Origin of the sequence: Bariatricus sp. SGI.019 (genome assembly GCF_050315235.1) — a bacterium.
GTDB lineage: Bacteria > Bacillota > Clostridia > Lachnospirales > Lachnospiraceae > JAFBIX01.
Genome location: NZ_JBNPOQ010000019.1, coordinates 19,449 through 37,459, shown reverse-complemented (window position 1 = coordinate 37,459; position 18,011 = coordinate 19,449). Strand labels below are relative to the sequence as shown.

Genomic DNA, 18,011 nt, shown 5'->3' with positions numbered 1-18,011 from the left:
GGAAGAGGAGTTCTATTATGGTAAACGGACTTAGTGGGGAAAGAATGTTAATTGGTCTGGCAATTGGTATTGCTGTCCTGATATTCTTGGTATTGAAGACAAAAGTACAGGCATTTCTTGCATTGATCATCTGTACGATTATTGTTGGTGTAGTAGGTGGCATGCCACTTGCAAACACAACGATTGAGGTAGATGGTGTCCAGAAGACATTCGGCATCATCAACTCAATTACATCTGGTTTTGGAGGAACACTTGGAAGTATTGGTATCATCATCGGTTTCGGTGTTATGATGGGGCAGATTTTTGAAGTGACAGGAGCAGCAAAGAGAATGGCGCATACATTCTTAAAGTTGTTTGGTAAGAAGAGAGAAGAAGAGGCGCTGGCTTTAACAGGTTTCCTTGTATCTATTCCGATTTTCTGTGATTCTGGTTTCGTAGTACTTGCACCTATCGCAAAAGCTATTTCAAAAGCAACAAAGAAGTCTGTAATCGGCCTTGGTGTTGCACTTGCAGCAGGTCTGGTTATTACACACTCTTTAGTTCCGCCTACACCAGGTCCACTTGGAGTCTGCGGTATCTTTGGCGTAGATGTTGGAAAATTCATTCTGCTGACGATTGTTCTTGCTTTGCCAATGGCAATTGCATGTATAGCTTATGCAAGATTATTCTTGTCTAAGAAATATTATCGCGTTGTCAATGATGAAGGTGAGATCGTTGAAGCAGAATATCGTGAACCTGATTATGAAGCTGCATTTGCAATGGATATGTCTGGTGTTCCTGGAACATTTGAATCCTTCCTTCCTTTGATTGCACCAATTATCTTAATTCTTATCAATACAGTGGCATCTGCATTAGGTAAGACTACTGGTATTATGGAAATCCTGATTTTCTTAGGACAGCCTATCGTGGCGGTTGGAATCGGTCTGTTACTTGCAATCTTTACATTGGGAAGAAAATTAGACAGACATACATGTGTTTCAGAGATGGAAAAAGGTATGATGTCCGCTGGTATTATTATGTTGGTAACTGGCGGTGGCGGTGCACTGGGACAGATTATCAAGGATTCTGGTCTTGGTAACTTTATGGCAGAAGGACTTGCTCAGACAGCAATTCCAATTATTATTCTTCCATTATTGATTTCTACAGCGATGAGATTCATCCAGGGATCCGGTACAGTTGCTATGACAACGGCAGCAAGTATCTCCGCACCAATTATCATTGCATCTGGTGTAAATCCTATACTCGGAGCAGTTGCATGTTGTGTAGGTTCACTGTTCTTTGGATACTTTAATGATAGTTATTTCTGGGTTGTTAACAGAACTCTTGGAGTAAGTGAAGCGAAAGACCAGTTGACGATTTGGTCTGTAACATCTACGGTTGCATGGGCAGTCGGTGTTGTGGAAGTATTGGTATTGAGTATTTTTATGTAATGAGCTAAAATAAATGCAGTGGGACGAATGTTTCCACTGCATTTTTAGTCTATATTAACATAAAAGTCAGGGAGGAGAAGTCAGATGCTGGCAGCAGAGAGACAATCCATAATTGTAGAACTTATACATGAGAATGGAAGTGTCCAGGTGGAAGAACTGGCACTGCAGTTAAACGTGAGTCCTATGACGATTCGACGGGATCTTATGAAGCTTCAGGAAGATAATAAGGTGGAAAGGTGTCACGGCGGAGCAGTTGCAAAACAGGAAGTGACTTATGCAGATAAACAGACCAGCCACAAAGAAGAGAAAAAGAAGATTGCAAGAACCTGCCTTTCATTTGTGAAAGAAGGTGATACGGTGTTTCTGGATGCGGGCACGACTACTTATGAAATTGCTAGGTTAATTAAGGATATCCCGGGAATTATGATCGTTACCAATGATTTGGAGATTGCGCAATTGTTAAAAAGTAGCGATGCAGAACTATTTATTTGTGGTGGAAATATTCAGAAGTCAACAGGCAGTATGTTTGGCAGATATGCTACGGATATGTTGGCAGATTTTAAATTTGATGTCGGATTCTTTGGAGCGGCGTCTATCAATGCATCATTTGAAGTAACAACCCCTACAATGGAGAAAATGTGGTTGAAGAGGGAAACTCCAAAACAATGTGAAAAATCCTATCTCGTGGTAGATCAGTCAAAATTTGACCGTCAGGCGATGGCAAAGATTAATGATTTAGGGGATTATACGGGAGTTGTTACGGATAAAAAGTTTGACTTAAGAGAAAGAAAAAGGCTGGATGATTTGGGAGCAATTATTGTTGAAGTGGAATGAATATAATTAATGAAGGAGAAGATACTCAAAAGTATCCTCTCCTTTATCAATTTAATAGGTAATTTCCTGAAGATACAGACCTTTTGGATCGCAAGGTGCACTTGGATTCTGGATTCCAGCAAAGATATCTTCTATGTCTTCTTTTATACGATTGCCAAGGCCGATATCCAGCAATGTCCCGATAAGCAGACGTGCCATATTATGGAGGAAATCGTCTGCATGAATCAGGATCTGCATCTCTTCGGTGTCTCCATAAACTTCGATTTCGTAGATCTCTCGCACTGTGGATTTTGATTTTTTTGCGGAAGAGAAATTTTTGAAATCATGTTTACCGATTAAAAGCATTGCTGCCTGCTGCATCAATTTTTTGTCTGGAATCTTATAACAGTGATAGATATATTTGCGATCGAACACGCTTGGAACATCATCAATAGTCATACGATATACATAAGTTTTGGAAGTAGCATTAAGTTGTGCATGGAATCGCTCGGGCATTTCCTCAACATCGATGATGGCAATATCCATTGGAAGGTAACGGTTCAGATAATGTTTGATATCCTGAACATCCATTTCGGAATCTATTTTGAAGTTCGCAATCTGGGCATAGGCGTGTACTCCGACTTCTGTACGGCAACCGCAGTTTAATTCAATAGTATATTCATCTGTCATTCGTTTTAAAACTTCTATAATTTTATTAGAAATAGTATTGTTGGATTCATCTTTTCCGAGGCGTGTCCATCCCTGATAACGGCTTCCGTCGTATTCTATCGTTAATTTTATATTCCTCATATTGTTATTCTCCCTTAAATTGTCATAAACTATTTTTAGTATATCAAATCTTATGCTATAATAAAAGAGCTTGTCAAGAAAAGAAGTGAAAGATGGCAGAAAATGTAAAGGGAGAATTGCGTATGAGTATAGAGAGTCGAAAGGTATCTGAATCCATGGTTCAGACAGTCCATATGGTTAGACCGAATCATTTAAATGCAGCAGGCCGCCTTTTTGGAGGAATATTAATGCAGTGGATTGATGAGATTGCGGGATTGGTGGCAAAGCGTCATGCACACATGAATGTGATTACTGCATCCGTGGATAATCTGAGGTTTTTAAAAGGTGCTTACCAGAAAGATGTCATTGTAATCAAAGGGAAAGTAACTTATGTAGGAAATACTTCCATGGAAGTGAAGGTAGATACTTATGTGGAAGATATTGATGGTGGGAGAACTCCGATTAATCATGCATTTTTTACTATGGTTGCACTGGATGAGAATGATAGACCGGCACCGGTTCCGAAATTGGAATTAGAGACGGAAGCTGATCGCGAGGATTGGGAAAAAGCTAAAAAACGGCGAGAGATAAGATTGATGAGAAAGGAAGAGGGATTTTAGGTAATTGGTTTTAACCAATTACCTAGATCCCTTTTTTCATATAAGAAGTCACCATTTTTAGCATATTTTCAATTTGTTCTTGTTCTTCTTTTGGCTTTCCTTCTTTTAGAACGGATATGATTAGTGAGACTTCATCGGCGGTAAAATGAATTCCTTTTTTGTTTGCATTTGTAATGAGGGCCAGCATAACTGGAGCCAGAGCTTTTCCGCTTTTTCCTTGTGTTTGTCGTGCTGCCGTTTTAATAAGCTCTAATTTAATTGGATCAATTGTGTTCATTGCTGGATTGTTTATCCATTCATTCATAGTTCGTTTCTCCTTTCTGATTGCCTGAATCAGGTGATTCTGTTTCGTTTTCAAACATTGTATTGTACATTTGGAACATTTGTTGTTGTTCTGGGGTCAGGATTCCTTTCATCATTTCCATAGGATTGAATTCTTCAGATCCAGAGGCTGAATCGCCCATTGTCTGTATACTTTGTATCATTTCCAGCATATTCATCATGCTTTCCATCTGTTCCATCATCTCTTTTTCACTGGGACTCATATAATCTTTGAGCTCTTCCAGTATTTTCAAAGAGGAGCGAGAAGGAAAACCATGAAAATGTTCCAATGTATAACGTAATTCCAGGAATTTGATGTAGCATGCAAGAAACCTTTGGGTGGAAGGTGGCGTGTATGGAATTATTAGTTTTAATGTGTATAAATAAGGTGGTGTAATCAGACTGTCAAAGGGTGTCATGAGTTTTGGGGGCTTGCGTTCCATACATTCCTCTCCTGGAAATAACGTTGTAAATATATATGTTCAGAGAATGGAATTTATGAAATGTGAGAAAACTAAATATGAAAAGATTCATATATTATATTGAAGACATATATCTGATATAGAAGGGAAAACAATGAGTAGAAAATTGATTATTGATGGGAATGCTGTTTATGAGATTGATGAAAAATGTATGTTGAAAAAGCGTCTGGATATTCCGGAGGATGAAATCAAAAAAGAGAATCGTAAAATGAAAGAATGTGAGAAAAAAAGAAAGAGGACGGAGTAATCTCCGCCCTCAGCTGATCTAAGAAGATTAGCATCCACAGTCAAAATCGTCGTTGCATCCGCATCCAAAGCCGCCACAGAAGATCAGAAGCAGGATAATCCAGATACAGCTGTCGTTACAGCCACATCCGCATCCACTGCGTCCATTGCCAAAGCCGCCACAGCATACAAGAAGAATAATAATCCAGATACAGCTATTGTTGCCAAAGCCAAATCCACATCCGCAGTCTCCTCTGTTTCTTCCAGAACCTGAATCGCAGCCACATCCACAATTTGTAGCACTTAAATCACTCATATTGAATCCTCCATTTATGATGTTTACAGTACATAATATGCGGTAGATTCCAATGTGTGAAAATGTAAAATCAATATTTTACCAAGCGTTTTACAGAATGCTGAAACTGATAATTTTTCTTTTGTAATTTTAATTTGTCGATTGCAGAGATACTTTCTTTGGCATAATCGTCATATAGTGTTAATAGATAAGCAATGGTATAATTGCGGTTTTGGAACCAGCGAAAAAGCAGCCAGTTCATGATATCAGGATGCCAATATCTTTCCGGAATAGAAGCATTGCGAAGCAGAACAATATATTTTAGTGCCTGCATGGACAATTGAGCCAGTCGGCTGGAGTTGTCCTTTGATTTGAAAAGTGCGTCACTTTCTACAACAATGTCATACAGAGAATTGGCAGCTTTCCAATAAGTGACAAAAGTTGGAGAAGATTCCTCGTCTGTCTCTTCCATATTGTGTAGATCAAAAGTTTGCATAACTTTTTTGCTGCCGGAAATTTCTCGGTCATATTCTGCACGTTTTTCGGGATTGGACAGAACATGATATGCTTCTAAGATCTCTTGCATCTGTTCTGTGGTGTCAATCCCTTTTTTTATATTTACATCTGGATGATATTGCTTAGCCAGAGCAGTCTTGGCGGCAGTAATCTCATCTAAGGAAGCTTTCATAGAAACTCCCAATATATCATAATAGTTCTTGTCGTTCATTATATTCTCCCCTTAAAATCCCCTAATCATATACGTGAATATAGAATATATTTATCTTACGACAAATTATGAGAGAAATCAATTTGAATATTGAAAAAGTCTGGCAGGCCATGAGAAAGTATCGGATTGAGAATATAATGAATATTCTGATAAAAAAGGATATTTATATATGTATAAAGTAAAACAACGGATTCATTATTGGTGTCCTGAGATAATAAAAGAACATGTTGCTGGCCAGGGGGTAAGAGTGGCTGTATTAGATACAGGAATGGCTATTCATCCTGATTTTAAAGGAAGAGTTCTGGCATTTGAAGATTGTGTGAATCATAGATTAGAGATCTATGATGACAGTGGTCATGGAACGCATGTGGCAGGAATTCTTGCTGGTGATGGGAGAATGTCAAAAGGATATTATAGCGGGATAGCGCCAGAGGCAGAGCTCATAATTGTAAAAGTATTAGATGAAAAGGGAGAAGGAAGTATCATCCAGATTTTAGAAGGGCTACAATGGATCAGGAAGAACAAAGAGCGATATCAGATCAAGGTTGTCAATCTTTCAGTCGGTGCAAAAATAGATCTTGACGAGACAAAAGCAAAGGAATTAATGGGGGCGGTGGAACGATTGTGGGATATAGGGATTGCTGTGGTCGTATCAGCAGGTAATCATGGTCCTGGAGAAGGAACAATTGCAATTCCGGGAAATAGCAGAAAAGTCATTACAGTCGGTGTGATGAGCGAACCATTTATGAAACGAAATTGTTCGGGAATCGGTCCAACCAGGCAGTGTGTAGTGAAACCGGATCTTGTGGCGCCGGGATATCAAATAGTATCTTGTAATTATGCATACCCGAAAAGAAAAAATGCATATACAAGAAAAAGTGGAACATCAATGGCGACTCCGGTAGTAGCTGGAGCTGCGGCATTATACTTTTCTAAATATCCTGAAGCAGGAAATGTAGAATTGAAATTAAAGCTACATGATACTTGTGAACGACAGCCAAATGGCATAGTACAAGGATGGGGATGCATACGAATTGACCAGATTCTCGGGGGAAATTAGAAAAAAGTGATAAAAACAAAGGTGTCAAGAAAAAACACTTGACACCTATTGTGCTTTGGTGTATGATATCACAGGTGATAAATGTGAATGAGATTCTGGAACAAGCCTTATTATTTGATTTTTATGGAGAATTGCTGACGGATCATCAGAAAGAAATCTATGAGCAATTCGTGCTGGAAGATCTGTCACTTGGAGAGATCGCCAGAGAAGCTGGTATCAGCCGTCAAGGAGTTCATGATCTGATCAGACGTTGTAATCAGACTTTGAAGGGATATGAAGATAAGCTTCATCTGATTGAAAAATTTCTGGCTATCAAAGAAAAGGTAAAAAAGATAGACAATTTGCTGGATGATTATCATGAAGAGAATGCAGAAGAACTGATTGTCAGCATCCGCAGGATATCCGATGAGATTATAGAGGAGTTATAGTATGGCATTTGACAGTTTGACAGAAAAACTTCAAAACGTTTTTAAAAATCTGAGAAGTAAGGGACGTCTCACCGAAGATGATGTAAAAGAAGCTTTAAAGGAGATCAAGCGTGCTTTGCTTGCAGCAGATGTAAACTTCAAAGTAGTTAAAGATTTTATTAAAAGTGTTCAGGAAAGAGCAATTGGCCAGGATGTTATGAATGGTCTGAATCCTGGGCAGATGGTAATCAAGATCGTTAATGAAGAACTGGTCAAGCTGATGGGTTCAGAGACTACTGAGATCCAGCTGCAGCCGGGAAGTGCAATTACCGTCATTATGATGGCTGGTCTTCAGGGAGCAGGTAAGACCACGACTACTGCAAAACTGGCAGGAAAATATAAATTAAAAGGCAAAAAGCCACTGCTTGTAGCCTGTGATGTCTACAGGCCGGCAGCAATCAAGCAGTTACAGGTGAATGGTGAAAAGCAAGGTGTAGAAGTATTCGCCATGGGAGAGAATCATAAACCATCTAATATCGCCAAAGCTGCCATAGAACATGCTCAGAAAAACGGGAATAATATCGTGATTCTGGATACGGCCGGACGACTTCATATAGATGAAGATATGATGGCTGAATTACAAGAAATTAAAGAGACAGTTACCGTTCATCAGACAATTTTGGTTATTGATGCCATGACTGGTCAAGATGCAGTTAATGTGGCGAAAGACTTCAATGAGAAGATTGGTGTAGACGGTGTGATTGTTACAAAGCTGGATGGTGATACACGAGGCGGTGCAGCGTTGTCAGTAAAAGCAGTCACCGGAAAGCCAATTCTATATGTTGGTATGGGAGAAAAACTGTCAGATCTGGAACAGTTCTATCCGGACAGAATGGCTTCACGTATTCTGGGAATGGGAGATGTGCTTACTCTGATCGAGAAAGCGGAAGCAGAGATCGATGAAGAAAAAGCAAAGCAGATGACCCAGAAGCTGAAGAAAAATCAATTTGATTTTGAAGATTATCTGGAAAGTATTAAGCAGATGAAAAGCATGGGAGGTCTTGGAAGCGTCATGAGTATGATGCCTGGACTTGGCGCTCTTGGAGGAAAGGCTGGCAAGATGAAAGGCCTTGATGATGAGCAGACAGCACAGGCAGAAAAAAATATGGCAAGGATGGAAGCAATCATCTATTCTATGACACCGGAAGAGAGAAGAAATCCAGACATTCTGAACCCATCCAGAAAGCATCGGATTGCCAAAGGTGCAGGTGTTGACATCAGTGAAGTTAATCGTATGGTTAAACAGTTTGGCGAGATGAAAAAGATGATGAAGATGATGGGAAAAGGCGGCAGAAAAGGCAAATTCCGTATGCCGTTCTAAATATGATATATCGCGTATATCGCGTTATATAGATATTAAATAATGAAAAAATTGTGGAGGTGAAATACAATGGCAGTAAAAATCAGATTAAGAAGAATGGGACAGAAAAAGGCTCCTTTCTATAGAATCATCGTAGCTGATTCTAAGTCTCCAAGAGACGGAAGATTCATTGATGAGATTGGTACTTATGATCCAAATTGTGATCCAAGTGCAATTACAGTTGATGAGGAAGCAGCTAAGAAATGGTTAAGTAACGGTGCACAGCCTACAGAAGCTGTAAGCAAGATTTTTAAAGCAGCAGGCATTGAAAAATAATTCTTGCCTTGGAGGTGCGCGTTATGAAAGAATTAGTGGAAGTAATTGCGAAAGCATTAGTTGACGATCCAGACAGTGTTGTTGTGAACGAGAGAGAAGAAAAAAAGACAACGATCCTGGAAGTACATGTGGCAGATTCTGATATGGGAAAGGTCATTGGAAAACAGGGACGTATTGCCAAAGCAATCCGTTCTGTCGTAAAAGCAGCGGCAGCCAAAGAAGACAAGAAGGTCATCGTTGATATTATGGATTAATATGAATGGGGAGAGCCCCTTTCATTCGGGGACAGGCGCGAGAGATTGTTGTCTGTCCCTGTTTATATCTTAAGGAGAATTATATGGAACAATTATTACAGGTAGGGGTAATTACTCAGACACATGGAGTCCGTGGAGAGGTTAAAGTATTTCCGACAACGGATGATGCTGCACGGTTTAAAAAGCTGAAGCATGTGATGTTAGATACAGGGAAAGAAACACTGCCTTTGGAAATTGAGAGTGTAAAGTTTTTTAAACAATTTGTGATCTTAAAATTTAAAGGCTTTGATAATATAAATGATATTGAAAGATATAAAAGATGTCCGCTTTTGATTGAGCGTGAGAATGCTGTTCCGCTTGAGGAAGGTGAATACTTTATTGCAGATATGATTGGCATGAAAGTAATCACCGACGAAGGGGAGAATTTTGGAATCCTTAAGGATGTTATGGAAACAGGAGCTAATGATGTGTATGTGATTGAACATCCTTCAGAAGGAGAAGTCCTGGTCCCGGCAATCAAGGAGTGCATTCTTGATGTGGACATAGAAAATAGACAGATGAAGATTCATGTGATGAATGGTTTGATTTAGAAGGAGAAAATGGATGCAGTTTTATATTATGACATTATTTCCAGAAATGGTAATGCAAGGACTGGATACCAGCATCATTGGTCGGGCAATGAATAAAGGATTGCTTTCGATAGAAGCTGTTAATATCCGAGATTATGCTTTCAATAAACATAATAGTGTCGATGATTATCCTTATGGTGGTGGAGCCGGGATGTTGATGCAGGCGGAGCCGGTATACCAGTGTTATCAGGCTGTAGAAGAGAAGATTGGGAAAAAGCCAAGAGTCATCTATCTCTCACCACAAGGGAAGACCTTTAACCAGAATATGGCAGAGGAATTTGCAAATGAAGAAGAGCTGGTCTTTCTCTGTGGACATTATGAAGGAATCGACGAGCGTGTGTTAGAGGAAATTGTGACGGATTACGTGTCCATTGGTGATTATGTGCTGACAGGAGGAGAACTTCCGGCTATGATCATGGTAGATGCAATTTCCAGACTTGTGCCAGGAGTGCTTCATAATGATGTATCCGCAGAGTTTGAAAGTTTTCAGGACAATCTGTTAGAATATCCCCAATATTCCCGCCCAGAAGTGTGGCATGATAAAAGAGTACCGGAAGTCTTGATGTCCGGACATCATGCGAACATTGAAAAATGGAGAAGGGAGCAATCCGTTATTCGAACTGCGAAGAATAGACCGGATCTGTTGGAAAAAGCTGAATTGACGGAAGCAGAACGCAGATTGGCGGATTCTCTGATGATTGAAATGGAAAGAATCAGATTAGAGTAAATAAAAGCAAAAAACCCTTGCGAAATAGGTATAAATATGATATTATATAGCGTGTTGTGAAGAAAAAAGATGGTCCTCTGGTACAATGAAGTATTAAGAACATCCAAGTAAATAAGGAGGTCACACATAATGAACGATATTATTAAGAACATTGAAGCAGAGCAGTTAAAAGATTCTGTTTCTGAATTCCACGTTGGAGATACTGTAAAAGTATATGGAAAAATCAAAGAAGGAAACCGTGAAAGAATTCAGGTTTTCGAAGGAACTGTCCTGAAGAAACAGGGTGGCGGAGCAAGAGCAACATTCACAGTTAGAAAGAATTCTAACGGAATCGGTGTTGAGAAGACATGGCCACTGCATTCACCAAATGTTGAAAAAGTTGAAGTAGTAAGAAGAGGTAAAGTAAGAAGAGCTAAACTTTACTACTTAAGAGATCGCGTTGGTAAGAAAGCAAAAGTAAGAGAATTAGTAAAATAAGAAACAGTGAGAAAAGGACAAGTACATATTGTATATTGTCCTTTTTGTGTTATAAGGGGAAACTATGAAGCGTAGACGAAAAAAACTTGGATTTGGACGGGTAAGGAAGAGAACAAAGCCGGTCAGAAAATCAAGAAAAAAGAAGTTCCGTATGAATCTGCATCAGTTGTCTATTGTTGGGAAATGGATTTTTAAAATTGCAGTAGTATGTCTTCTGGCCTTTGTAGCGGTGTGGTATTTTGGACAGCAGGTAAGTACAGTTGGAGATTCTATGAATCCAGTGTTGAGTAATGGAGATGTTGTATTGGTCAATCGGATAGTATATAATGCTACAACTCCAAAACGAGGAGATATCATTGTATTTAAACCAAAAGGAAATGAAAATGCCCACTACTATATTAAAAGAATTATTGGTCTTCCGGGCGAAACAGTTGAAATCATGGAGAACCATATTTATATTGATGGTGAAAAACTGGAAGAAGATTATGAAACTACCGATATTGATGATGTAGGAATTGTCAATGAGAAGATACAGCTTGACGGAGATGAGTATTTTGTGCTGGGAGATAATCGCAAGAGCAGTGAAGACAGCCGGAATGCAGATATCGGTAATGTAAAACGGGAGTATATATACGGGAAGGCATGGTTTGTCCTGTCACCTAAGAAAGATTTTGGATTTATCAGATAGAGGAGAAAAAGTATGCATTTTCAGTGGTATCCTGGTCATATGACGAAAGCAAAACGTATGATGCAGGAGAATATAAAATTAATTGATCTGGTCATTGAACTAGTGGATGCGAGATTACCAGTCAGTAGTCGAAATCCAGATATTGATGAACTGGGAAAGAATAAAGCGAGATTGATTCTTTTAAATAAAGCTGATCTTGCGGAAGAAAAATGGAATGATGCATGGGCAGAATATTTTCGAAAAAAGGGGTTTTCTGTAGTGAAAGTCAACTCCAAAAAAGGCGGTGGAATGAAGTCTATCCATGGCGTGATTCAGGAAGCGTGTAAGGAGAAGATTGAAAGAGATCGAAAGAGAGGGATTCTAAACCGACCTGTTCGTGCAATGGTGGTTGGAATTCCAAATGTAGGGAAATCGACCTTTATCAATTCTCTGGCAGGAAAAGCATGTGCTAAGACTGGAAATAAACCAGGCGTTACAAAAGGGAAACAGTGGATACGACTGAATAAACAGGTAGAACTTTTAGATACACCGGGAATTCTGTGGCCAAAGTTTGAAGACCAAAGTGTTGGTTTAAAACTGGCATTTATCGGATCCATTAAGGATGAAATCTTGAATACAGAGGAACTGGCGGCAGAGTTGATTGGATTCTTGAATGAATATTATCCGGGGATACTGGAAGAAAAGTATCATGTCGATTCGGCTGCAGATGTATATATTATGCTTGGACAGATTGCAGAGAGCAGACATTGTCTGATAAGAGGAAATGAGTTAGATACTGAAAAGGCGGCAGTTTTGCTGCTGGATGATTTCCGAAATGGGAGGCTGGGGAGACTGACACTAGAATATCCGCAGGAAGTGTGATAGAATCTACTAGTGAACCAGAAAGGGGATTATAATATGGCAAGGGATAAAAGAAATGAAGAGAAAGAAAGAGGCATTATCCGAGAATTGCTAGGATGGCTTCTGTACATATTGATTATTATTGGACTTACATACGTGATCATTACGTTTGTGGGGCAGAGGACCAGAGTAAGTGGCTCGTCCATGGAGACGACCTTAAGTGACGGTGATAATCTGATCGTGGATAAACTGACGTATCGTTTTAGAGAACCAAAACGCTATGATATTATCGTATTTCCATACCAATATGAGGAAAATACATATTATATCAAACGTATTATCGGGCTTCCAGGGGAGACGGTCCAGGTAATTGATGGATACGTTTATATTGATGGAAACCTTCTGGACAGTGATATCTATGGCGCAGAGGCGATGAATTCACCCGGAATTGCAGCAGAACCAATTACACTGGGAGACGATGAGTATTTTGTATTGGGAGATAACCGTAATCACAGCTCTGACAGCAGAGATCCTAGCGTTGGGGTGTTGAAACGTAAGAATCTGATAGGAAGAGCATGGGTTCGGATCTATCCGTTTGATGAAATGGGAGTTATTAAGCATGAATAAACGAGAAGAGGATAGACTCCGCAAGCAGCAGGAAAAATTAGAGAAGGAACTGGCGCGCATAGAGAGTATGAGTGTATACGAAAGAGAGTATAGTCAGTGCCAGTATATCTGCGGAATTGATGAGGTAGGAAGAGGCCCTCTTGCAGGCCCGGTTGTGGCAGGAGCTGTAATTTTGCCGAAAAATGAGACTATTTTATATTTAAACGATTCGAAAAAGTTGTCGGAGAAAAAGAGAGAAGCTTTGTATGATGAGATTATGGAAAAAGCGGTCGCAACAGGAATTGGAATTGTTAGTCCGGCACGAATTGATGAGATTAATATTCTTCAGGCGACATATGAGGCTATGCGAATCGCTGTTTCCAATCTGAAGGTACATCCGGATATTTTGCTGAATGATGCTGTTACGATACCAGAGGTAGATATTTTGCAAGTTCCGATTATCAAAGGGGATGCAAAAAGTATATCTATTGCTGCGGCCAGTATTATCGCAAAAGTAACAAGAGATCGCATGATGGTAGAATATGATAAAGTGATACCAGGGTATGATTTTGCCAGTAATAAAGGTTATGGAACAAAAGCGCATATTGCTGGTCTGAAGGAGTTGGGACCTTCCCCAATTCATAGAACAACATTTATTAAGAACTTCGTATAATAAATCGGAGGTATATGAAAAAGAACAGACGGGAAATCGGTACAGAATATGAGAAAAAAGCAGGAGCATATTTAGAAGGGCAGGGATATGAAGTTCTGGAGTATAATTATCGCTGCCGCATGGGAGAGATTGATATCATTGCCAGAGATGGAGAATATCTGGTGTTCTGTGAGGTGAAATATCGCTCAGACTCTGGAAGTGGGCACCCGGCGGAAGCTGTTGACTACAGAAAACAACGAGTGATTTCTAAATGTGCATTGTACTATATTATGCTGCATGGACTGCAGGATATAAGCTGCCGCTTTGATGTGGTGAGCATTGAAGGTAATGTAATTACACTGTATAAAAATGCTTTTGATTATATTGGAGAATAGGAGAATCAAGAAATGAGTCTGGGATTAAAATATAAAAATCATGAACACATTTTTGATGAAAAAGAGGTCAATGGTGTGCCATTCCTTACTTATCCACTGCTTGAGCATACTGGTGTTGTAACGCATGGTTTTTCAACCAGGCTTGGAGGTGTCAGTACTGGATATTGCTCAACGATGAATATCAGCACAACCAGAGGTGATGATCCGAAGGCGATTGAAGAGAATAAGAGGAGACTTGCAACGGCAATTGGAGTTGATGCAGATAGTTTTACTTATACGAATCAGACACATACGACGAATGTTGCAGTAGTGGAACCAAAAGACAGAGGCAGACGTTTTTTGGAAACGGACGGATTGGTGACGAACGTACCGGGAATCTGTCTGGTAACGTTTTACGCAGATTGTGTTCCATTGTATTTTGTGGATCCTGTGAAGAAAGCGATTGGATTGAGTCATTCCGGATGGAGAGGTACTGTTCATAAGATGGGAAAAGTTACGGTAGAGACGATGAGAGATGCTTATGGAACGAGGCCGGAAGATGTAATTGCAGCAATTGGTCCATCAATTTGTCAGGATTGTTACGAAGTGAGCGAAGAAGTTATTGAGCAGTTTCGGAATAATTTTGAGAAAAGTTTGTGTTCAGAATTATTCTATCAAAAAGAAAATGGAAAATACCAGTTGAATCTTTGGAAAGCAAACCAGGTTGTATTGATGGAGGCAGGAATTAAGAAAGAACATATAGCAGTGACGAATGTCTGTACACATTGTAATCCAGATATCTTTTTTTCTCATAGAACAACTGGGGAAAAAAGAGGAAACTTAAGTGCACTGCTGGCTTTGAAAGCATAACAGGAGGAAAAGATGGCAACAGAGACAACGAATGAGGTGGCAGAAGTTACACAAGATACGGTAGAAGAGATGAATCAGTTTGTCCAGTATATACAGGACAGTGTTCCTTCGATGATTGGCTTCGGAATCAGAGTTTTGATGGCGTTGGTAGCTTTTTTCATTGGCAGAATGATTATCAAATGGATTCGAAAGATTGTACGCAGATCTTTGGAAAGATCCAATGCCGATAAAGGTGTCGAACAGTTTGTAGATTCTGTTTTAAAATTTGGTCTTTATTTCTTGCTGATATTTAGTCTGGTATCGGAATTGGGAGTTGATACGACTTCAGTGGCAGCGGTGGTCGCTTCTGGTGGTGTGGCAATTGGTCTTGCATTGCAGGGCAGTTTGTCTAATTTTGCTGGCGGTGTTCTTATACTGATTTTGAAACCATTCCAAGTTGGTGATTATATTATTGAAGACACCAATAAAAATGAAGGAACAGTGAAAGAGATTCAGATCTTCTATACAAAGCTTAGTACGATAGATAATAAAACCATTGTCATTCCAAATGGTATGTTGACGAATAGTAGTCTTACCAATGCAACGGCAAAGGACGAAAGAAGACTTGATCTTAAAGTATCCATTTCTTATGAAGCAGATCTGAAGCAGGCAAAATCATTGATTGAAGAAATTCTGCGAAACGATGAAAGTGTCGAGAAGGATGAAGAAATACTTGTATTTGTGGATGAATTGGCAGAAAGTGCGGTAGTTCTCGGTGCCAGAGCATGGGTGAAGAGTGAAGTGTACTGGGAGACCAGATGGCGTGTGCTAGAGAATATTAAGTTGACGATGGATGCTCAGGGTATCGAGATACCATATCCAAAGCTGTCTGTGCATATGGCGAAAAATAATTGACAAATTTTAAACGGACGAGTAATATAATAGTAAGCAAAGGTGCCTGAAAAATCAGGTGCCTTTTGTTATTATTACGGACAAGGATGTTCTTCTTACGGTTAATCCTCTGTAAGGAGAACATTTTTTCATTTAGGAAGGTGAGAAATATGGAATATCTAGTGAATCATGTCGAAGGAATTAACAAATTACTGGCACGTTATGGGGTCAAGTTTGGAATTTACAAAAATCAGACATTTCATGAACAGCTTTTTCCTTTCGATGCGATACCGAGAATTATTACGAAAAATGATTTCGCATTGTTGGAAAAAGGACTTATTCAGAGAGTAGATGCACTGAATCTGTTTTTGAAAGATGTGTATGGAGAAAAGAAGATAATTAAGGATGGAGTGATTCCAGAAGAATTCGTGTTTTCATCTTCCGGATACCTTCCGGAATGTGAAGGTGCCTGCCCTCCGAAGAATATATACAGCCATATTTCAGGAATTGATCTGGTACAGGGAAAGGATGGAAGCTGGTATATATTAGAAGATAATCTCAGAATACCTTCAGGTGCGTCATATCCTCTGATTGCGCGTGAATTGGAACGAAGAGTAGCACCGGAGACTTTCCGGACGAATCCGATCATTGACAATCGTAATTATGCAAAGATGCTGACGGATACGATGGAATATGTTAATACAGGCGGCATCAGGGTCATAATGACACCCGGAAGATACAATGCCGCATATTTTGAACATTCTTATCTTGCAGAACGAACAGGAAGTGTGCTGGCAATGTGCAGTGATTTGTTCGTAGAAAAAAATCAATTATATTACAGGGATTTCCGTGGTGGAAAACAGAAAGTAGGCGTCATTTATCGACGGATTTCAGATGAATATCTTGATCCAATGACGTTCAATCCGGAATCATTGATTGGTGTTCCAAATATCATGGATGTATATCGCTCGGGAAATGTAGCGATTGTAAATGCACCTGGTAATGGAATTGCGGATGATAAAGGTATCTATTATTTTGTACCGAAGATGATCCGGTATTATCTGGATCAAAAACCGATTCTTAAGAATGCGCCGACATATCTTCCGTTTTATGAAGAGGACCGTAAATATGTCCTGGAGAATCTGGACAAGCTGGTTATCAAAGATGTAGCCGAAGCTGGAGGCTACGGAGTTATCTTTGGAAATGAACTGACAAAAGAAAAGCTGGAAGATATGAAAGCGTTAGTTCAGAAAGAAGCCCGAAGGTTTATAGCACAAGAAGTGATTGATTTTCAGGATCTTCACATTATAGAGGGAGACGAACGGGTTCCAAGGAAAGCAGATCTAAGAGCTTTTGTATTATCTGGCGAGAAAACACAAGTTTGGCCGAGTGGGCTAACCAGATTTTCCAGGAATCCGGATTCGTTCGTAGTAAATTCATCACAGGGAGGAGGATTTAAAGACACATGGGTATTATCTCAATAGAAAAACTGGATCATTTGTATTGGTTAGGAAGGTACACAGAACGTGTATATACGACACTGAGAAAATTTTTTCGGGTTTTTGATGATATGATAGAGGCACCGGAAGGAAGCTATACATATTACTGTGAAAGATTGAATATTCCTGATATCTATACATCAAATCAGCAGTTTGCTGAATCTTATCTTTATGGAAAAGATAATCCGGATTCTTTGTATTCGAATATGAACAGGGCTTTTGACAATGCAATTGTTCTTCGGGATGAACTGAGCAGTAATGTGCTCAGTTATATGCAGATGGCACTGGACGTATTTGAAAAAGAGCAGCGTGAGATGGCGCCGCTTCTGGAATTACAGTCAGTGCTTGATGATCTTCTGGCATTCTGGGGATGCGTAGACGATTATGTGGAAGATGAAGAGTGCCGCAATATTATGAAATGCGGAAAATATGTAGAAAGGTTAGATTTATATATTCGTTTGGAGTATCACACAAAAGATATCGAGAAAGAATTCAGTAAACTTACGAATCGTCTGCATAAAACACCGATGTATTATGATGCGTCAACATTAGAAAAAATAGCAGGTATGATTCATGATAAATTATCTTGTCCAGAAAAAATGGCAGGAAGAGATCAGGAACTTCTCGATTGTCTGGGAAATATTATTGAGGTGAGATAAC

26 protein-coding genes are annotated in these 18,011 nt (G+C 39.5%); 21 read left to right on the top strand and 5 right to left on the bottom strand.

All coding sequences use genetic code 11. From position 1 onward, the window contains the following. Nucleotides 1-17 precede the first annotated feature (17 nt). Together ACQRD1_RS12000 and ACQRD1_RS11995 are read left to right on the top strand one after the other, a co-directional pair. Nucleotides 18-1,430 (top strand): GntP family permease, encoded by a 1,413-nt coding sequence (locus ACQRD1_RS12000; RefSeq protein WP_235233468.1) that lies wholly within the window; start codon nt 18-20, stop codon nt 1,428-1,430. Nucleotides 1,431-1,514: 84 nt separating this feature from the next. Then, nucleotides 1,515-2,264, top strand: a complete 750-nt coding sequence (locus tag ACQRD1_RS11995) for a DeoR/GlpR family DNA-binding transcription regulator (RefSeq protein ID WP_235233469.1) — start codon at nt 1,515-1,517, stop codon at nt 2,262-2,264. 51 nt (nt 2,265-2,315) lie between these two features. Here the strand turns inward: ACQRD1_RS11995 and truA are convergent, their stop codons facing one another. Further along, nucleotides 2,316-3,053: a tRNA pseudouridine(38-40) synthase TruA gene (truA, locus tag ACQRD1_RS11990; RefSeq protein WP_235233470.1), complete on the bottom strand. Its 738-nt coding sequence runs from the start codon at nt 3,051-3,053 to the stop codon at nt 2,316-2,318. Between the two features lie 122 nt (nt 3,054-3,175). On the opposite strand from truA, the gene ACQRD1_RS11985 reads away from it, so the two are divergent. After that, entirely contained in the window at nt 3,176-3,652 is a 477-nt protein-coding gene (locus ACQRD1_RS11985) for an acyl-CoA thioesterase (protein ID WP_235233471.1), read from the top strand. A 22-nt stretch (nt 3,653-3,674) separates the two neighbouring features. Here the strand turns inward: ACQRD1_RS11985 and ACQRD1_RS11980 are convergent, their stop codons facing one another. After that, nucleotides 3,675-3,956 (bottom strand): hypothetical protein, encoded by a 282-nt coding sequence (locus ACQRD1_RS11980; RefSeq protein ID WP_235233473.1) that lies wholly within the window; start codon nt 3,954-3,956, stop codon nt 3,675-3,677. Continuing rightward, the gene (locus ACQRD1_RS11975) at nt 3,949-4,416 is read right to left on the bottom strand and encodes a hypothetical protein (RefSeq protein ID WP_235233475.1); all 468 of its coding nucleotides are present in this window, start codon (nt 4,414-4,416) and stop codon (nt 3,949-3,951) included. Before ACQRD1_RS11975 ends, ACQRD1_RS11980 begins: the two co-directional genes overlap by 8 nt. Before the next feature lie 133 nt (nt 4,417-4,549). Between ACQRD1_RS11975 and ACQRD1_RS11970 the strand changes: the two genes are divergently transcribed. Further along, nucleotides 4,550-4,702, top strand: a complete 153-nt coding sequence (locus ACQRD1_RS11970) for a hypothetical protein (protein ID WP_235233477.1) — start codon at nt 4,550-4,552, stop codon at nt 4,700-4,702. A gap of 27 nt (nt 4,703-4,729) precedes the next feature. Here the strand turns inward: ACQRD1_RS11970 and ACQRD1_RS11965 are convergent, their stop codons facing one another. Both ACQRD1_RS11965 and ACQRD1_RS11960 read right to left on the bottom strand, forming a co-directional pair. Beyond that, nucleotides 4,730-4,996, bottom strand: a complete 267-nt coding sequence (locus ACQRD1_RS11965; RefSeq protein ID WP_235233478.1) for a chorion class high-cysteine HCB protein 13 — start codon at nt 4,994-4,996, stop codon at nt 4,730-4,732. 70 nt (nt 4,997-5,066) lie between these two features. After that, the gene (locus ACQRD1_RS11960; RefSeq protein ID WP_235233481.1) at nt 5,067-5,702 is read right to left on the bottom strand and encodes a DnaJ domain-containing protein; all 636 of its coding nucleotides are present in this window, start codon (nt 5,700-5,702) and stop codon (nt 5,067-5,069) included. A gap of 169 nt (nt 5,703-5,871) precedes the next feature. Here ACQRD1_RS11960 and ACQRD1_RS11955 point away from each other — a divergent pair, with 169 nt between their 5' ends. The 17 genes from ACQRD1_RS11955 to ACQRD1_RS11875 all read left to right on the top strand — a co-directional run bounded on the left by ACQRD1_RS11955 (nt 5,872) and on the right by ACQRD1_RS11875 (nt 18,010). After that, the gene (locus ACQRD1_RS11955) at nt 5,872-6,762 is read left to right on the top strand and encodes a S8 family peptidase (protein WP_235233482.1); all 891 of its coding nucleotides are present in this window, start codon (nt 5,872-5,874) and stop codon (nt 6,760-6,762) included. A 62-nt stretch (nt 6,763-6,824) separates the two neighbouring features. Beyond that, the gene (ylxM, locus tag ACQRD1_RS11950; protein WP_235233529.1) at nt 6,825-7,190 is read left to right on the top strand and encodes a YlxM family DNA-binding protein; all 366 of its coding nucleotides are present in this window, start codon (nt 6,825-6,827) and stop codon (nt 7,188-7,190) included. Nucleotide 7,191: 1 nt separating this feature from the next. After that, on the top strand, nt 7,192-8,550 hold the full coding sequence (gene ffh, locus ACQRD1_RS11945) for a signal recognition particle protein (RefSeq protein ID WP_235233484.1): 1,359 nt from the start codon (nt 7,192-7,194) through the stop codon (nt 8,548-8,550). A 69-nt stretch (nt 8,551-8,619) separates the two neighbouring features. Further along, a complete protein-coding gene (gene rpsP, locus ACQRD1_RS11940) occupies nt 8,620-8,865 on the top strand; it encodes a 30S ribosomal protein S16 (protein ID WP_235233486.1) in 246 nt (81 codons plus the stop codon). Nucleotides 8,866-8,888: 23 nt separating this feature from the next. Beyond that, nucleotides 8,889-9,119, top strand: a complete 231-nt coding sequence (locus ACQRD1_RS11935) for a KH domain-containing protein (RefSeq protein ID WP_235233488.1) — start codon at nt 8,889-8,891, stop codon at nt 9,117-9,119. An 83-nt stretch (nt 9,120-9,202) separates the two neighbouring features. Beyond that, nucleotides 9,203-9,709 carry a ribosome maturation factor RimM gene (gene rimM / locus ACQRD1_RS11930; RefSeq protein WP_235233490.1) on the top strand — a complete coding sequence of 169 codons (507 nt, stop codon included), beginning with the start codon at nt 9,203-9,205 and terminating at the stop codon, nt 9,707-9,709. 13 nt (nt 9,710-9,722) lie between these two features. Then, nucleotides 9,723-10,475: a tRNA (guanosine(37)-N1)-methyltransferase TrmD gene (trmD, locus tag ACQRD1_RS11925; RefSeq protein WP_235233492.1), complete on the top strand. Its 753-nt coding sequence runs from the start codon at nt 9,723-9,725 to the stop codon at nt 10,473-10,475. 129 nt (nt 10,476-10,604) lie between these two features. After that, the gene (gene rplS, locus ACQRD1_RS11920) at nt 10,605-10,952 is read left to right on the top strand and encodes a 50S ribosomal protein L19 (protein WP_235233494.1); all 348 of its coding nucleotides are present in this window, start codon (nt 10,605-10,607) and stop codon (nt 10,950-10,952) included. A 64-nt stretch (nt 10,953-11,016) separates the two neighbouring features. Continuing rightward, complete coding sequence (gene lepB, locus ACQRD1_RS11915) at nt 11,017-11,640, top strand: signal peptidase I (protein ID WP_235233495.1); 624 nt, start codon at nt 11,017-11,019, stop codon at nt 11,638-11,640. Nucleotides 11,641-11,652: 12 nt separating this feature from the next. Beyond that, entirely contained in the window at nt 11,653-12,501 is an 849-nt protein-coding gene (gene ylqF / locus ACQRD1_RS11910; RefSeq protein WP_235233496.1) for a ribosome biogenesis GTPase YlqF, read from the top strand. A gap of 36 nt (nt 12,502-12,537) precedes the next feature. Next, nucleotides 12,538-13,107 carry a signal peptidase I gene (gene lepB, locus ACQRD1_RS11905; RefSeq protein WP_235233497.1) on the top strand — a complete coding sequence of 190 codons (570 nt, stop codon included), beginning with the start codon at nt 12,538-12,540 and terminating at the stop codon, nt 13,105-13,107. Beyond that, on the top strand, nt 13,100-13,759 hold the full coding sequence (locus ACQRD1_RS11900; protein ID WP_235233499.1) for a ribonuclease HII: 660 nt from the start codon (nt 13,100-13,102) through the stop codon (nt 13,757-13,759). The genes lepB (ACQRD1_RS11905) and ACQRD1_RS11900 overlap by 8 nt, the downstream gene beginning before the upstream one ends. A 14-nt stretch (nt 13,760-13,773) precedes the next feature. Next, entirely contained in the window at nt 13,774-14,133 is a 360-nt protein-coding gene (locus tag ACQRD1_RS11895) for a YraN family protein (protein WP_235233501.1), read from the top strand. A gap of 12 nt (nt 14,134-14,145) precedes the next feature. Further along, complete coding sequence (gene pgeF, locus ACQRD1_RS11890; RefSeq protein ID WP_235233503.1) at nt 14,146-14,982, top strand: peptidoglycan editing factor PgeF; 837 nt, start codon at nt 14,146-14,148, stop codon at nt 14,980-14,982. Nucleotides 14,983-14,994: 12 nt separating this feature from the next. Continuing rightward, nucleotides 14,995-15,876 carry a mechanosensitive ion channel family protein gene (locus ACQRD1_RS11885; protein WP_235233504.1) on the top strand — a complete coding sequence of 294 codons (882 nt, stop codon included), beginning with the start codon at nt 14,995-14,997 and terminating at the stop codon, nt 15,874-15,876. Between the two features lie 146 nt (nt 15,877-16,022). Next, nucleotides 16,023-17,336 carry a circularly permuted type 2 ATP-grasp protein gene (locus tag ACQRD1_RS11880; protein WP_235233505.1) on the top strand — a complete coding sequence of 438 codons (1,314 nt, stop codon included), beginning with the start codon at nt 16,023-16,025 and terminating at the stop codon, nt 17,334-17,336. Beyond that, nucleotides 17,318-18,010: an alpha-E domain-containing protein gene (locus ACQRD1_RS11875; RefSeq protein ID WP_235233506.1), complete on the top strand. Its 693-nt coding sequence runs from the start codon at nt 17,318-17,320 to the stop codon at nt 18,008-18,010. The genes ACQRD1_RS11880 and ACQRD1_RS11875 overlap by 19 nt, the downstream gene beginning before the upstream one ends. Nucleotide 18,011 lies beyond the last annotated feature (1 nt).

What these genes read in the sequence shown, in the direction of transcription:
- ACQRD1_RS12000 (WP_235233468.1), top strand. Translation starts at nt 18, where the DNA reads ATGGTAAACGGACTTAGTGGGGAAAGAATGTTAATTGGTCTGGCAATT.
- ACQRD1_RS11995 (WP_235233469.1), top strand. Translation starts at nt 1,515, where the DNA reads ATGCTGGCAGCAGAGAGACAATCCATAATTGTAGAACTTATACATGAG.
- truA (WP_235233470.1), bottom strand. Translation starts at nt 3,053, where the DNA reads ATGAGGAATATAAAATTAACGATAGAATACGACGGAAGCCGTTATCAG.
- ACQRD1_RS11985 (WP_235233471.1), top strand. Translation starts at nt 3,176, where the DNA reads ATGAGTATAGAGAGTCGAAAGGTATCTGAATCCATGGTTCAGACAGTC.
- ACQRD1_RS11980 (WP_235233473.1), bottom strand. Translation starts at nt 3,956, where the DNA reads ATGAATGAATGGATAAACAATCCAGCAATGAACACAATTGATCCAATT.
- ACQRD1_RS11975 (WP_235233475.1), bottom strand. Translation starts at nt 4,416, where the DNA reads ATGGAACGCAAGCCCCCAAAACTCATGACACCCTTTGACAGTCTGATT.
- ACQRD1_RS11970 (WP_235233477.1), top strand. Translation starts at nt 4,550, where the DNA reads ATGAGTAGAAAATTGATTATTGATGGGAATGCTGTTTATGAGATTGAT.
- ACQRD1_RS11965 (WP_235233478.1), bottom strand. Translation starts at nt 4,996, where the DNA reads ATGAGTGATTTAAGTGCTACAAATTGTGGATGTGGCTGCGATTCAGGT.
- ACQRD1_RS11960 (WP_235233481.1), bottom strand. Translation starts at nt 5,702, where the DNA reads ATGAACGACAAGAACTATTATGATATATTGGGAGTTTCTATGAAAGCT.
- ACQRD1_RS11955 (WP_235233482.1), top strand. Translation starts at nt 5,872, where the DNA reads ATGTATAAAGTAAAACAACGGATTCATTATTGGTGTCCTGAGATAATA.
- ylxM (WP_235233529.1), top strand. Translation starts at nt 6,825, where the DNA reads ATGATATCACAGGTGATAAATGTGAATGAGATTCTGGAACAAGCCTTA.
- ffh (WP_235233484.1), top strand. Translation starts at nt 7,192, where the DNA reads ATGGCATTTGACAGTTTGACAGAAAAACTTCAAAACGTTTTTAAAAAT.
- rpsP (WP_235233486.1), top strand. Translation starts at nt 8,620, where the DNA reads ATGGCAGTAAAAATCAGATTAAGAAGAATGGGACAGAAAAAGGCTCCT.
- ACQRD1_RS11935 (WP_235233488.1), top strand. Translation starts at nt 8,889, where the DNA reads ATGAAAGAATTAGTGGAAGTAATTGCGAAAGCATTAGTTGACGATCCA.
- rimM (WP_235233490.1), top strand. Translation starts at nt 9,203, where the DNA reads ATGGAACAATTATTACAGGTAGGGGTAATTACTCAGACACATGGAGTC.
- trmD (WP_235233492.1), top strand. Translation starts at nt 9,723, where the DNA reads ATGCAGTTTTATATTATGACATTATTTCCAGAAATGGTAATGCAAGGA.
- rplS (WP_235233494.1), top strand. Translation starts at nt 10,605, where the DNA reads ATGAACGATATTATTAAGAACATTGAAGCAGAGCAGTTAAAAGATTCT.
- lepB (WP_235233495.1), top strand. Translation starts at nt 11,017, where the DNA reads ATGAAGCGTAGACGAAAAAAACTTGGATTTGGACGGGTAAGGAAGAGA.
- ylqF (WP_235233496.1), top strand. Translation starts at nt 11,653, where the DNA reads ATGCATTTTCAGTGGTATCCTGGTCATATGACGAAAGCAAAACGTATG.
- lepB (WP_235233497.1), top strand. Translation starts at nt 12,538, where the DNA reads ATGGCAAGGGATAAAAGAAATGAAGAGAAAGAAAGAGGCATTATCCGA.
- ACQRD1_RS11900 (WP_235233499.1), top strand. Translation starts at nt 13,100, where the DNA reads ATGAATAAACGAGAAGAGGATAGACTCCGCAAGCAGCAGGAAAAATTA.
- ACQRD1_RS11895 (WP_235233501.1), top strand. Translation starts at nt 13,774, where the DNA reads ATGAAAAAGAACAGACGGGAAATCGGTACAGAATATGAGAAAAAAGCA.
- pgeF (WP_235233503.1), top strand. Translation starts at nt 14,146, where the DNA reads ATGAGTCTGGGATTAAAATATAAAAATCATGAACACATTTTTGATGAA.
- ACQRD1_RS11885 (WP_235233504.1), top strand. Translation starts at nt 14,995, where the DNA reads ATGGCAACAGAGACAACGAATGAGGTGGCAGAAGTTACACAAGATACG.
- ACQRD1_RS11880 (WP_235233505.1), top strand. Translation starts at nt 16,023, where the DNA reads ATGGAATATCTAGTGAATCATGTCGAAGGAATTAACAAATTACTGGCA.
- ACQRD1_RS11875 (WP_235233506.1), top strand. Translation starts at nt 17,318, where the DNA reads ATGGGTATTATCTCAATAGAAAAACTGGATCATTTGTATTGGTTAGGA.